This is a genomic window from Nocardioides alpinus (genome assembly GCF_900112035.1).
GTDB lineage: Bacteria > Actinomycetota > Actinomycetes > Propionibacteriales > Nocardioidaceae > Nocardioides > Nocardioides alpinus.
This window is the reverse complement of sequence record NZ_FOKC01000010.1, coordinates 95,826-108,842: the sequence shown is the minus strand read 5'-3', so window position 1 is coordinate 108,842 and position 13,017 is coordinate 95,826. Positions and strand designations below refer to the sequence as shown.

Here is a 13,017-nt window from a genome sequence, read left to right as displayed (position 1 = left end):
GCATGCGGCTGGGCGTCCTCGACATCGGTTCCAACACCGGCCACCTCCTGGTGGTCGACGCGCACGGTGGTGCCGCGCCGCTGCCCGCCAGCTCGCACAAGCAGGCGCTGCGCCTGGCCGAGCACCTCGACAAGGACGGCGCGGTCACGCCGGAGGGCATCGATGCCCTCACCGACTTCTGCGCCTCGGCCACCGAGATCGCCGACGACAAGGGGTGCGAGGAGATGCTCGGCTTCGCCACCTCGGCGGTGCGCGACGCGGTCAACTCCCACGAGGTCCTCGCCCACGTCGAGAAGCACACCGGCGTGGAGCTGGAGGTGCTCTCCGGTGAGGACGAGGCGCGGCTCACGTTCCTGGCCGTACGCCGCTGGTTCGGCTGGTCGGCCGGCCGGCTGGCGGTCTTCGACATCGGCGGCGGCTCCCTCGAGATCGCGGCCGGCACCGACGAGGCACCCGACGTCGCCTGGTCGCTCCCGCTCGGGGCGGCGCGGATGGCGCGCCTGTGGTTTCGAGGCGGTCAGCCCGACGAGTCCGAGATCCGCGAGCTCCGCAAGAAGATCCGCGCCGAGATCGCCCGCGACGCCGGGCACCTGCTGCGCCCCGGCGTGCCGGACCGCGCGGCCGCCACCTCGAAGACCTTCCGCTCCCTCGCGCGCATCTGCGGTGCGGCGCCGAGCGGCGACGGACCGCTGGTCCCGCGGGTGCTCGAGCTCGCCACCCTCTCGGACTGGATCCCCAAGCTCATGGCGCTCTCCTCCGACGAGCTCGCGGCGCTGCCCGGCGTCTCGCCGAGCCGCACCCACCAGATCGTGCCCGGGGCGCTGGTCGCCGAGGCGTGCATGGACATCTTCGACCTCAGCGCCCTCGAGATCTGCCCGTGGGCGCTGCGCGAGGGCGTCATCCTCGAACGCCTCGACCAGATCTCCGTGGTCAGGAGGCCCCGCTGACGATGGCCCCGCTCATCGGACTGTCCACGGCCTCGGTCTATCCCGAGTCGACGGCGCACGGCTTCGGCTGGGCGGCGTCGCTGGGCTACGACGCCGTCGAGGTGATGGTCGGCATCGATGCGCTGAGCCAGCAGATCGATGCGGTCAAGAAGCTCAGCGAGCACCACGAGGTCCCGATCTGCGCGGTCCACGCGCCCTGCCTGCTCTTCACCCAGCGCGTCTGGGGCACCGACCCCTGGGGCAAGCTGGAGAAGTCGGCCGAGATGGCCGAGGCGGTGGGCGCCGACGTGGTCGTCGTGCACCCGCCGTTCCGGTGGCAGAAGGACTACGCCGCCGGCTTCGTCGAGGGGATCGCGTCGCTCGAGGCACGCACCGGGATCTCCTTCGCGGTCGAGAACATGTATCCGTGGCGGGCCTCCTCGCGCCGCGGGATGGAGATGTACCTCCCCGGCTGGGACCCCAGCCAGGAGGACTACGCCAACACCACGATCGACCTGTCCCACGCCGCGATCGCGCGCAGCGACGTCATCGAGATGGCCGACCGGATGGGGGAGCGGCTGCGCCACATCCACCTCACCGACGGCACCGGCTCGGCGAAGGACGAGCACCTCGTACCCGGTCGCGGCGTCATGGGTGCCGAGGCCTTCCTGCGCCACCTGGCCGGCACCGGCTTCGGCGGTCACGTCGTGCTGGAGATCAACACCCGTCGGTGTGCGGACCGCGCCGAGCGGGAGGCGGACCTGCGCGAGTCGCTGGAGTTCGCCCGCGAGCACCTGGCCGTGACGACCCCGTGACGTCCCGGTGACACCTCGTACGGCCCGCGGTCGCAGACCGGGCGCGCCGGACACGCGCGCCGAGGTGCTCACCGCTGCGCGGGCGTCGTTCGCCGAGAAGGGTTTCCGCGGTACGACGATCCGTGCCGTCGCGGCCTCGGCGAGCGTCGACCCGGCGCTGGTGCACCACTACTTCGGCACCAAGGACGACCTCTTCGTCGCCGCGCTCGAGATCCCGGTCGACCCCCGCGCGGTGCTGGCCCCGGTGGTCGCGGCGGGCCCGGACGGCGCGGGCGAGCGGCTGCTGCGGACCTTCCTGTCGGTGTGGGACGACCCGGAGATCCAGGTGCGGTTGCTCGCGGTGGTCCGCTCGGTCCTCAACGAGGACGGCGGGCGGCTGCTCAAGGACGGGTTCATCCCGGTCGTCGTCGGGCCCGTGCTCGCGCAGCTGGTGAAGGATCGTCCCGAGGTCAGGGTGCCGCTCGTCGCCAGCCAGATCGTCGGGCTGATCGTCACCCGCTACGTCGTGGCCCTGCCGCCGATGGCGCAGATGCCGGCCGAGGACGTCGTGGCGCGGGTCGGACCGGTGCTCCAGCACTACCTGACCGGCGACCTGGCCTGACCGACGTACGCCTGCGCAGGGGTTGACCCGGCACCCGGCCGCGCGCACAATTCAACACATGATGAAAAACGTCATCGAGGTACGTGACCTGACCGTCGTACGAGGTGGGCGGGAGGTGCTGCCCGCCATCTCGCTCGGCGTCACCGCGGGTGTCACCGGCCTGCTGGGGCCGAGCGGGTGCGGCAAGAGCACGCTGCTGCGCGCCCTCGTCGGTGCGCAGCAGGTGGCCTCGGGGTCGGTCGAGGTGCTCGGCGAGCCCGCCGGCAGCGCGGCGCTGCGCACCCGGATCGGCTACGTCACCCAGGCCGCCAGCGTGTACGACGACCTGACGGTGGCGGAGAACCTCGGGTTCTTCGCCCGGGTGCTCGGCGTCGACCGGTCGTCGGCGGACGAGGCGATCGAGGTAGTCGGCCTCGCCGACCAGCGCCAACAGGTCGTCGGACGGCTCTCCGGCGGCCAGCGCAGCCGGGTCAGCCTCGCGGTCGCACTCCTCGGCACCCCCGACCTGCTGGTGCTCGACGAGCCCACGGTCGGGCTCGACCCGGTGCTGCGGCGCGACCTGTGGGAGCTGTTCCACCGTCTCGCCGACGGTGGAGCAGCGGTGCTGGTCTCCAGCCACGTCATGGACGAGGCCGAGCGCTGCCACCGGCTGCTGCTGATGCGCGAGGGGCGGATCATCGCAGACGGCTCGCCGGACGAGATCCGCGAGAGCACGGGCGCTGCCGACATCGAGCACGCGTTCCTCCACATGGTCGAGGGCACGGAGGAGGCGGCGTGAACGCACCCCACGACCTCCTTCTCCGCCGCTCCGCTCCCCAGAGCCACGCCGCAGGGACCGCACGATGAGCCCCCGGATCACGTGGGCCGTCGCCGGCCGCGTCCTCACCCAGGTCCGCCGCGACCACCGCACGCTCGCGATGCTGCTCGTCGTCCCGTGCGTGCTGATCAGCCTGCTGTGGTGGATGTTCGAGGACCTGCCGGGTGACCTCTTCGACCGCTTCGGCCCCGGACTGCTGGCGATGTTCCCCTTCATCGTGATGTTCCTGGTGACCAGCGTGACCACCCTGCGTGAGCGCTCGTCCGGCACCCTCGAGCGACTGCTGACGATGCCGATGGGCAAGCTCGACTTCCTCCTCGGCTACGCCCTCGCGTTCGGGCTGCTCGCCGCGGTCCAGTCGGCGCTCGCGGTGGCGGTCAGCGTCGGGCTGCTCGGTCTCGACGTCAACGGACCGGTCTGGCTGCTCGGCGTCGTGGCGGTCGTCGACGCCGTCCTCGGCACCGCGCTCGGGCTGCTGGTGAGTGCGTTCGCGACGACCGAGTTCCAGGCCGTGCAGTTCATGCCGGCGTTCGTGCTCCCGCAGATCCTGCTCTGCGGCCTCTTCGTGCCGCGAGACCAGATGCCGGCGGTGCTCGAGGCGATCAGCAACGTGCTGCCGCTGTCGTACGCCGTCGACGCCATGCAGGAGCTCGTCGGCGACGCCGACCAGGGCGAGGTGTGGCGATCGATCGCGATCGTGGCCTGCTTCGCCCTCGCCGCGCTGGTGCTGGGCGCCGCGACCCTGCGCCGACGTACGCCCTAGCCGACGCGCCAGAACAGCCAGCCGGCGACGGCGAAGAGCCCGGCGTACATCCCGGTCAGCATCGCCACGTCGAGGAGCGAGGCCGACTCCCGGTCGAGCGCGACGATGACGACCGCCACGACTCCGGCGACGACCGTGGTGCCGGCCGCGGCGCCTGCCGCGAGGGCCATCCCGCGCGGGCTGAAACGGGTGGCCACGGCCACGATCAGGGCCACCGCGGGCGCCGCGAGGTAGATCGCGTCGCGGTCGCCGTCGCCGATGATGCCGAGCGCGCCGATGCCCAGCACCAGGAAGAGGACGGTGGCGAGCGAGACGCCGAGGGCGAGGACGTAGCGCCCGGTCGGCGCGGTGGTGGAGGTCATGGTCCGACGCTAGGCGTCCGACGGCGCGACATGGGTGGAGGACCTGTGAAGGTTCGGTGGTGATCGGCGTAGCCTTCGACCATGTCCTTGCTCCGTCAGCCGATCCTCCTCCTCGCCCGCAGCCAGGGGGTCAAGAAGCTCGTCTCGACCATGCCCGTCTCCAGCGGGATCGTCACCAGCTACGTCCCCGGCGAGGCCACGGCCGACGCCGTCCGCGCGACCTCCGAGCTCGCTGACGACGGGCTGCAGGTGACGCTGGACTACCTCGGCGAGGACACGACCGACGCCGCGCAGGCCGAGGCCACGGTCGCCGCCTACAAGGACGTCCTGTCGGAGCTGGCGTCGCGCGGCCTCGCCGCGCACGCCGAGGTGTCGGTCAAGCTCAGCGCCATCGGGCAGTTCCTCCCCGACAACGGTCACAAGGTCGCGCTCGAGAACGCTCGCGACATCTGCCGCGCCGCCCGCAACGCCGGCACGACGGTGACCCTCGACATGGAGGACCACACCACCACCGACTCGACGCTCTCGATCCTGCGCGAGCTCCGCAAGGACTTCCCCGAGACCGGTGCAGTGCTCCAGGCGATGCTCCACCGCACCGAGGCCGACTGCCGGGCGCTGGCCTACGAGGGCTCGCGCGTGCGGCTGTGCAAGGGCGCCTACATGGAGCCCGAGGCGGTGGCCTTCCAGGAGAAGGTCGAGATCGACAAGTCCTACGTACGCTGCCTCAAGGTGCTGCTCGCCGGTCAGGGCTACCCGATGATCGCCACGCACGACCCGCGGATGATCCAGATCGCCTCCTCGCTCGCGAGCCGCTTCGGCCGCCGCCCGGGGACCTACGAGTTCCAGATGCTCTACGGCATCCGCCCCGACGAGCAGAAGCGCCTCGCGGCCGCCGGCGAGACGATGCGCGTCTACATCCCCTACGGCACCGAGTGGTACGGCTACCTCATGCGCCGCCTGGCCGAGAAGCCCCAGAACCTCGCCTTCTTCGCGCGCTCGCTCGTCTCCAAGAAGTGAGCCCGCAGCGTCTGCGGCGAAGAAGCAGGCGCGTCGCAGTCTCTGGGTGGGGATAGATTGCGGTCATGAGCACAGCGATCATCGGCGCCGGCGTGATGGGGGAGACCCTGCTGTCCGGGCTCGTGCGAGCCGGCCGCCGGGTCGACCAGCTGATGGTCGGCGAGAAGCGCGCCGAGCGGGCCCGCGAGCTCGAGGAGAGGTACGGCGTCGCCGTCGTCTCCAACCGTGAGGCGGCCGCCAAGGCCGACACCGTCGCGCTGGTGGTCAAGCCGCAGGACATGGGCGACGTGCTCGACGAGATCGCCGGCGAGCTGCGCCCCGGCCAGCTGATCGTCTCGCTCGCGGCGGGCATCACCACCGCCTTCATCGAGTCGCGCGTCCCGGAGGGCGTCGCCGTCGTGCGCGTCATGCCCAACACCCCTGCCCTTGTGGACGAGGGGATGGCGGCGATCGCGCCGGGCTCCCACTGCGACGAGTCCCACCTGACCGAGGCCGAGTCGCTGATGGCCTCGACCGGCAAGGTGCTCCGCATCCCCGAGAAGCAGATGGACGCGGTCACCGCGATCTCCGGGTCCGGTCCGGCCTACATCTTCTTCGTCGTCGAGTCGATGATCGAAGCCGGCGTGCACCTCGGCCTGCCCCGCGCCACGGCCACCGAGCTGGTCGTCCAGACCCTCGTCGGGTCGGCCGCGATGCTGCGCGAGACCGGCACACACCCGGTCGTCCTGCGCGAGCAGGTCACCTCGCCGGGAGGCACGACCGCGTCTGCGCTGCGGGAGCTCGAGATCCACAAGGTCCGGGCTGCGTTCCTCGCCGCCATGGAGGCGGCCCGCAACCGCTCGCGCGAGCTGGCCGAGGGTTCCTGACCCGTCAGGCTCCGCGCAGCTGACGCACGAGCCCTAGCCCGTCGTCGACCAGCCCGCGCACCAGTGGCAGCCGGGTGAGTCGGATCGACCGGTCCACGATCGGCACGAGACCGGCGACCAGCGTGCGCGTACGCCGCTGGCCCGCGCTGTCGTCGTACACCCAGAACAGCACCACTCCCATGTGCAGCAGCCACAGCAGGTCGGGCAGCTCCTCGCGCAGGGCCGGTGCGACCCTGAGGTCCGAGCCCTCGACGGCGCGCCGCATCAGCGCCGTGCTCGCCTCCCGGGCGGGCGCGGACTCCTCCGAGAAGGGGGAGAGGGGCGAGCGCGGGTCGGCGGCGTTGCTGAAGAACTGGCCGCCGAAGTCGTGGAAGGGCTCGGCGACGTCGATGAACGACTCCATCACCGCACGCAGGCGCTCGGCGAAGACGGGAGTGGCGTACGCCGACTCCGCGGCCGCCGCGTGCTCGACCTGGATCTGGTCGTAGAACGCCTGGACGAGCTCCTCCTTGCCGGAGAAGTAGTAGTAGGCGTTGCCGAGGGACACGCCCGCCTCGTCGGCGATCGCGCGCATGGTGGTCGCGTCGTAGCCGCCGGCACGGAACAGCGTCATCGCGGCGTCGACGATCGTGGCGCGGGTCTGCGTCGCCTTGCTCGTTCGCTTGTCGGGCACGGTCGCCACCCTAGGAGAGCCCGGTCCGGGGCATGTCGACCTGCGCGGTCCGCGCCGCCACGAGTCCGCCCAGGACGGCGGCCGCGCCATAGGGGTACGCCCCGAGCCAGGTGATGCTCGAGGCGAGACCGCCGTCGGTCCACGGCAGTGCCGGGACGAGCGCGACCCCGAGCAGCAGCACGGCCGGGGGCATGACGGCGCCCAGCGCGGCTGCGCGGAACACCGCGGTGCGCAGGCTCAGGTGGGGGCCGACGAGGAGGGCCAGTGGCACGCCGGCGACCAGTCCCACGGCGGCGCCGATCGGTCCGCCGACCAGCAGCCCGAGAGGCACGGTCAGCAGCAGGAGCGGTGGCCAGGGCAGGACGCCCACCAGGGCGACTGCGACCAGGCCCGAGACATATCCGAGGAGCGGACCCATGAGGAACCAGCGCCACTCGACCCGGTAGCCGCCGGTCACCGCGACACCTGCTGCGGTCGGGGCGGGTGGAGTCCCGCCAGCCACCGGGCGAGAGGACCGCCGCACAGGGAGCCGCCGGCGAGGGCGCCGAGCAGCCCGCCCATGGGCAGCCAGAGGACCTGTGGCCGCCAACGCGATGCCCTCGTGACCATGCGTCCTCCTTGTTGAACGTGTTCAAGAAAGGGTGCCACAAAAATTGAACACGTTCAAGACGTCCCGCGGGCCGGACGGGGGCCTGGGCAGGGGTAACGTCCGCCACATGGAGTGCGCCGGGCCCACGTCGATCGTGTTCGACCCGACACTCACCGACTACAACTTCGGGCCCACGCACCCGATGTCCCCGGTCCGCGTCGACCTGACCATGCGGCTCGCCGACGAGCTCGGCGTGCTGGACGGCCTCAAGCGCGTCGATGCGCCGATGGCGACCTCCGCGCAGATCGCGACGGTCCACGACGAGGCGCTCATCGAGGCGGTCACGATGGCCGGTACGACGCCGGGCTGGGTGGACCCGTCCCGAGGGCTCGGGACCGACGACGACCCCGTCTTCAAGGACATGCACCTCGCCAGCGCGCACGTCGTCGGCGCCACGCTCGAGGCCGTACGCCAGGTGTGGAGCGGGGAGTCGCTGCACTCGGTCAACATCGCCGGCGGCCTCCACCACGCGATGCCCGACCGGGCGGCGGGCTTCTGCATCTACAACGACGTGGCCGTCGGGATCACGCAGCTGCTCGCCGACGGCGCCGAGCGGGTGGCCTACGTCGACATCGACGTCCACCACGGCGACGGGGTCGAGAAGATCTTCTACGACGACCCGCGGGTGCTGACGATCTCGTTGCACGAGACCGGCCAGATGCTGTTCCCCGGCACCGGCTTCCCCGCCGACACCGGCGGTCCGGGCGCCGAGGGGACCGCGGTCAACGTGGCGCTCCCTCCCGGGACCTCCGACGCGGGGTGGTTGCGCGCCTTCCATGCCGTGGTGCCTCCGGTGCTGCGCGAGTTCCGGCCCGACGTGCTCGTCACCCAGCACGGCTGCGACTCCCACATGAACGACCCGCTGGCGCACATGATGCTCAGCATCGACGGACAGCGCGCGGCCTACCTCGCCCTCCACGAGCTCGCCCACGAGGTCGCCGACGGCCGCTGGGTGGTCACCGGGGGCGGCGGCTACTCGATCGTCGACGTGGTCCCGCGTGCCTGGGTCCACCTGATCGCCATCGCCGGCGGACGCCCCCTCGAGCCCGGGGTGGCGACACCGCCGGCGTGGCGGGCGTACGTCGAGGAGGTGCTGGGCGCGACCGCGCCGCACCGCATGACGGACGGGCGTACGCCGGCCTACCGCGACTGGTCGTCGGGCTACGACCCCGACGCCTGGCTGGACCGCGCGATCCACGCGACCCGGATGGAGATCTTCCCGCTCCACGGGCTGGATCCACTGCCCTAGGGCGTTCCGCCGACCGCCTCGATCGGTAAAGAATCAACCCGACACGCCGCCAGTCACACAAGTTTCTCTGGCGTTCCTCTTCCCCACCCGTCACGGGAGCCCTATTCTCACCCAGAGCGGCACGCCTGTGACGCCGGCGAGGACGCCGGCGCCGTCCCGCGCAGAAGGAACGGTGCACCATGGCTGCGAACACCCCTGGCGACATGTCCGAGGCCCACTTCCTGACCATTGCCGAGGTGGCGTCGAAGATGCGCGTCTCGAAGATGACCGTCTATCGCCTCGTGCACGGCGGCGACCTGCCGGCCGTCCGCGTGGGCCGGTCGTTCCGGGTGACCGAGGACGACGTCAACGAGTACCTCCGCAAGAGCTTCTACAACGCAGGCTGAGCCGCCCGGCCGGCCTCGTCGATCCACCGGACTGACGCGATTCCGCTCTGCCCACCACTGCCAAGTAGGGTGGGCGGGTCCGGCCGACAGGTGTCGGCCGCAAGGAAAGGTCTGATCCACGTGGGTTCTGTCATCAAGAAGCGGCGCAAGCGCATGGCCAAGAAGAAGCACCGCAAGTTGCTCAAGAAGACGCGCGTCCAGCGCCGCAAGCTCGGCAAGTAACACCCTCGACCATGGGGCGGGTCGTGCTGGTCACCGGGACATCCCGGGACATAGGGCGACGCTTCGCGCGCGCCGCGGCCGGCGACCCGTCCATCGAGCGAGTCATCGGGGTGGATGTCGTACCCCCGCGGGGCGACATCGGGGACGTCTCCTTCGTCCGCGCTGACATCCGCAACCCGGTCATCGCCAAGGTCCTCGCCAAGGAGGACGTCGACACGGTCGTCCACATGAGCGTGATCGCGACCCCCGGCTCGGCCGGCGGTCGGGGGACGATGAAGGAGCTCAACGTCATCGGCTCCATGCAGCTCCTCGCTGCGTGCCAGAAGTCGACGACGGTCGAGCGCCTCGTCGTGAAGTCGACGACCACGGTGTACGGCTCGAGCCCGCGCGACCCCGCGATGTTCACCGAGGACATGGGCCCCAAGCGGCTGCCGTCGTCCGGCTATGCCAAGGACGTCTACGAGATCGAGGGCTACGTCCGCGGCTTCGCGCGCCGCCGCCCCGACGTCGACGTCACCCTGATCCGCGCGGCCAACGTCGTGGGTCCCCACGTCGTCAGTCCGCTGACCAACTACTTCCGCCTCCCGGTGATCCCGCGGGTGCTGGGCTTCGACCCGCGCCTGCAGTTCCTCCACGAGGACGACCTGCTGCGCGTGCTGCGGCACGCGGCCGTCACCGGAGCCCCCGGCACCTTCAACGTCGCCGGCGACGGGTTGCTGACGCTCAGCCAGGCCGTACGCCGGCTCGGCACGCCGTCCGTCGCGATGCCGCGCTTCGCCGTCGGCCGCCTCGGCGCCACCATGCGCCAGGCCCGGATCTCGGACTTCTCGCCGGAGCAGCTGGTGTTCCTCACCTACGGTCGTGGTGTGGACACCACCCGGATGCGCACCCAGCTCGGCTTCGAGCCGGCGTACTCGACGGCTGCGGCGTTCGCCGACTTCTGCCGCGACCTCGCGCCGGCTCCGCTCGAAGGAGCCGGTCGTGGCTGAGGAGGCACGCGACGCGGTCGTCATCCCGATCGGCACCGGCGGTCGCCCGGGTCGCGGCTCCGGCAGCGCCCGGCCCTCCTCCGCCGCTCGCAACCTCGCACCCTCGGCCAAGAAGCCGGCCGTCAAGCCGGCCGTCAGGCCGGCAGCGAAGAAGGCGTCCGCGAAGAAGCGTCCGTCCGGCGGTGGCCCAGCCACCGAAGTGCCCCGGGTGAAGGTCGCTGACGCACCCCCCTTCCAGGACCCGGCAGCGAGCGGTGGCCCCGCCACCGTTGGCGCGGGGGAGAAGGTGGCTGGACCACCGCCCAGGACCGGCATCCCCGTCGGTGACTGGCTCGCAGCAGCCCAGGGCGCTGCCAAGGACGTCTTCGGCGACGACTGGGAGCGTCGCCTGGCCGAGCTGATGGCATTCGTGCGCCGGCGGCTGGAGGGCGACTACGAGGTCGACGACTACGGCTTCGACCGCGAGCTGACCGAGCGCTTCTTCATGGCGGCCCTCCGGCCCGTCGCGGAGAAGTGGTTCCGGCTCGAGGTGCGTGGGCTGGAGAACATCCCCGCCGAGGGCGGAGCGCTGGTGGTCTCCAACCACTCCGGCACCGTGCCCCTCGACGGCCTGATGACCATGCTGGCCGTGCACGACAACGCCCACCGCTTCCTGCGTCCGCTCGGTGCCGACCTCGTCTTCAAGATGCCGGTCGTCAGCTCGCTCGCGCGCAAGGGCGGCGCCACGCTCGCGTGCACCGAGGACGCCGAGCGGATGCTGTCCGGCGGCGACCTCGTGGGCGTGTGGCCCGAGGGCTTCAAGGGCATCGGCAAGCCGTTCAGCGAGCGCTACAAGCTGCAGCGCTTCGGCCGGGGCGGCTTCGTGTCGGCCGCGTTGCGCACCGGCGTACCCATCATCCCGCTCTCGGTGGTCGGAGCCGAGGAGATCTACCCGCTCGTCGGCAACGTGCCGTCGCTGGCGCGGCTCCTGGGCGTCCCCTACATCCCGATCACGCCGTTCTTCCCGTGGCTGGGCCCGCTCGGGATGGTGCCGCTGCCGTCGAAGTGGATCCTGGAGTTCGGCGAGCCGATCCGCACCGACTCCTACGACGCCGCAGAGGCCGAGGACCCGATGCTGGTGTTCAACGTGACCGACCAGGTGCGCGAGACCATCCAGCACACCCTGTTCGACCTGCTCCGAGAGCGCGACGGCGTCTTCAGCTGATCGTCGCTACGCGCCGACCGTGCCGTGCGCGACGAGCGTGTAGAGGTAGACCGCCGCCGGGATCGCGCACATCCCGAGCCCCACGGCGGCGCGCACGACGAGCACCCGACGCTCGGGCCCGTCCACTCCGGCAGGGGACAGCGTCTCCGGGTGGCTGCGGGGGTAGCCGAGCACCAGCACCGCGATCAGGAGTGCCGCGAACGCCGAGGTGAGGAGACTGAGGTAGGGCGTCAGGCCCAGGCTCGCGTAGATGCCCGCCGGTGACATCGGGACCGCCAGGTCGTCCACCGGGGTCAGCAGGGCGGCCAGCGCCATGGGTCGGACGACGGTGAGGTCGAAGCACCAGGAGTAGTAGATCTGGTGGATGAGCAGGGTCACGGCGATCAGGGCGAGGTCCAGCGTCGCCAGGTCCCTCCCGCGACCGGCCTCGACGGCCCAGACGATCGCCACGAAGGGCGTGAGCATCACGAACCAGTAGGGGTAGGCAGGGGTTGCCAGGAAGAAGAGCGCCACGCCTGCGAACGCGGCGTAGACGGTGGCCCTCGCGAGGCGCTCGGGCTCCGGTCGCAGCACGAAGCAGGCGATGCACAGCATGCCGAACAGGAGCGGGAACGCCGGCGCACCGGTGATGCCGAACGGGAGCGGGTTGGCGAGGACCATGCCGCGGATCAACCCGTCACCGGGCGCGGAGGAGAACTCCGAGTCCCAGAGGAACGGCACCTTGAGGACCAGGGTGAGGGAGACGGCCGCCGCCAGGGCGGCCAGGATCCTGAGGTAGCGCTTCTCGCGGAGGAGCAGCACGGGCAGGAACACGAACAGCGGGAAGAGCTTGAGCGCCACGGCGCCCGCCAGGCAGAGGAGGAAGTACCGGTACCTGCCGCGCAGGAGGAGGTCGAGGCCGAGCAGGGTCAGGAACAGGTGGATGACGTCGTACTGACCCATGATGAACACGGCGGCGACGGTCAGGCCCGAGGACAGGAACATGAACTGTGCCCAGCGGGTACGCCCGCGGTCGACGCCCAGCGTCTGGCACAGGCGTCCGACGGCCCAGAAGCAGCCCGCGAGGAACGGCAGGGTGATCGCCTTGGCCCAGGCCAGGCACAGGACGGAGTCGAAGACGTCGACCCCGGCGTACTCCTGCAGGAGCCACAGCGGGAAGTTCCAGACGGCGAAGACGAGGTAGATGCCGAAGCCGTAGCTGATGGGCGCGGTGTGGAAGTCCGTGCTGCTCGGCGTGACGTCGGCGTTGTAGGAGTAGAAGCGGGGCAGCTCCCCCTCACGCAGGGCGCTCCACACGTTCATCCCGTGCAGCGTGGTGATCACGTTGTCGTTGTAGGTGTAGCAGAAGAACAGCACGAGGAGTGACCCGAGGAGCGCTGTCCACACGAGGCGCGACGGCCCTCCTGCGGTGTCGGTGGCACCGTCGGGCGAGGGTGCAGGTCGTCCGAGCCTCCGCATCATGGCGACAGGCTATGTGT

The 13,017-nt window shown here is 71.1% G+C and carries 16 protein-coding genes; 12 read left to right on the top strand and 4 right to left on the bottom strand.

Annotation, left to right across the window (positions count from 1 at the left end; genetic code table 11):
- Nucleotides 1–2 precede the first annotated feature (2 nt).
- The 5 genes from BM127_RS17645 to BM127_RS17625 all read left to right on the top strand — a co-directional run bounded on the left by BM127_RS17645 (nucleotide 3) and on the right by BM127_RS17625 (nucleotide 3,922).
- On the top strand, nucleotides 3–947 hold the full coding sequence (locus BM127_RS17645) for a Ppx/GppA family phosphatase (protein WP_091200780.1): 945 nt from the start codon (nucleotides 3–5) through the stop codon (nucleotides 945–947).
- 2 nt (nucleotides 948–949) lie between these two features.
- Nucleotides 950–1,741: a sugar phosphate isomerase/epimerase family protein gene (locus tag BM127_RS17640; RefSeq protein WP_091200676.1), complete on the top strand. Its 792-nt coding sequence runs from the start codon at nucleotides 950–952 to the stop codon at nucleotides 1,739–1,741.
- Nucleotides 1,742–1,748: 7 nt separating this feature from the next.
- Entirely contained in the window at nucleotides 1,749–2,342 is a 594-nt protein-coding gene (locus tag BM127_RS17635; RefSeq protein ID WP_091200674.1) for a TetR/AcrR family transcriptional regulator, read from the top strand.
- A 58-nt stretch (nucleotides 2,343–2,400) separates the two neighbouring features.
- Complete coding sequence (locus tag BM127_RS17630; protein ID WP_091200672.1) at nucleotides 2,401–3,120, top strand: ABC transporter ATP-binding protein; 720 nt, start codon at nucleotides 2,401–2,403, stop codon at nucleotides 3,118–3,120.
- A gap of 64 nt (nucleotides 3,121–3,184) precedes the next feature.
- Nucleotides 3,185–3,922: an ABC transporter permease gene (locus BM127_RS17625; protein WP_091200670.1), complete on the top strand. Its 738-nt coding sequence runs from the start codon at nucleotides 3,185–3,187 to the stop codon at nucleotides 3,920–3,922.
- Here BM127_RS17625 and BM127_RS17620 read toward each other — a convergent pair.
- Entirely contained in the window at nucleotides 3,919–4,284 is a 366-nt protein-coding gene (locus BM127_RS17620; protein WP_091200668.1) for a hypothetical protein, read from the bottom strand. The two genes, BM127_RS17625 and BM127_RS17620, sit on opposite strands and share 4 nt — an antisense overlap.
- A gap of 81 nt (nucleotides 4,285–4,365) precedes the next feature.
- On the opposite strand from BM127_RS17620, the gene BM127_RS17615 reads away from it, so the two are divergent.
- Both BM127_RS17615 and proC read left to right on the top strand, forming a co-directional pair.
- Nucleotides 4,366–5,301 (top strand): proline dehydrogenase family protein, encoded by a 936-nt coding sequence (locus BM127_RS17615; protein ID WP_217642336.1) that lies wholly within the window; start codon nucleotides 4,366–4,368, stop codon nucleotides 5,299–5,301.
- A gap of 65 nt (nucleotides 5,302–5,366) precedes the next feature.
- Nucleotides 5,367–6,167, top strand: a complete 801-nt coding sequence (proC, locus tag BM127_RS17610; RefSeq protein WP_091200666.1) for a pyrroline-5-carboxylate reductase — start codon at nucleotides 5,367–5,369, stop codon at nucleotides 6,165–6,167.
- 4 nt (nucleotides 6,168–6,171) lie between these two features.
- On the opposite strand, the gene BM127_RS17605 is transcribed toward proC, so the two are convergent.
- Entirely contained in the window at nucleotides 6,172–6,840 is a 669-nt protein-coding gene (locus BM127_RS17605) for a TetR family transcriptional regulator (RefSeq protein ID WP_198554393.1), read from the bottom strand.
- A 10-nt stretch (nucleotides 6,841–6,850) separates the two neighbouring features.
- Nucleotides 6,851–7,342, bottom strand: a complete 492-nt coding sequence (locus BM127_RS17600) for a hypothetical protein (RefSeq protein ID WP_139227783.1) — start codon at nucleotides 7,340–7,342, stop codon at nucleotides 6,851–6,853.
- Nucleotides 7,343–7,556: 214 nt separating this feature from the next.
- Between BM127_RS17600 and BM127_RS17595 the strand changes: the two genes are divergently transcribed.
- From BM127_RS17595 to BM127_RS17575, 5 genes are all read left to right on the top strand, one after another.
- The gene (locus BM127_RS17595) at nucleotides 7,557–8,738 is read left to right on the top strand and encodes an acetoin utilization protein AcuC (protein ID WP_091200661.1); all 1,182 of its coding nucleotides are present in this window, start codon (nucleotides 7,557–7,559) and stop codon (nucleotides 8,736–8,738) included.
- A 179-nt stretch (nucleotides 8,739–8,917) separates the two neighbouring features.
- A complete protein-coding gene (locus BM127_RS17590) occupies nucleotides 8,918–9,124 on the top strand; it encodes a helix-turn-helix domain-containing protein (protein ID WP_091200659.1) in 207 nt (68 codons plus the stop codon).
- 120 nt (nucleotides 9,125–9,244) lie between these two features.
- Nucleotides 9,245–9,346: a 30S ribosomal protein bS22 gene (locus BM127_RS17585; RefSeq protein ID WP_008356322.1), complete on the top strand. Its 102-nt coding sequence runs from the start codon at nucleotides 9,245–9,247 to the stop codon at nucleotides 9,344–9,346.
- An 11-nt stretch (nucleotides 9,347–9,357) separates the two neighbouring features.
- A complete protein-coding gene (locus BM127_RS17580; protein ID WP_091200657.1) occupies nucleotides 9,358–10,335 on the top strand; it encodes an NAD-dependent epimerase/dehydratase family protein in 978 nt (325 codons plus the stop codon).
- Nucleotides 10,328–11,539 (top strand): lysophospholipid acyltransferase family protein, encoded by a 1,212-nt coding sequence (locus tag BM127_RS17575; RefSeq protein ID WP_231263177.1) that lies wholly within the window; start codon nucleotides 10,328–10,330, stop codon nucleotides 11,537–11,539. Before BM127_RS17580 ends, BM127_RS17575 begins: the two co-directional genes overlap by 8 nt.
- A gap of 6 nt (nucleotides 11,540–11,545) precedes the next feature.
- On the opposite strand, the gene BM127_RS17570 is transcribed toward BM127_RS17575, so the two are convergent.
- Nucleotides 11,546–13,000: a DUF2029 domain-containing protein gene (locus tag BM127_RS17570; protein WP_101228923.1), complete on the bottom strand. Its 1,455-nt coding sequence runs from the start codon at nucleotides 12,998–13,000 to the stop codon at nucleotides 11,546–11,548.
- Nucleotides 13,001–13,017: the final 17 nt, after the last annotated feature.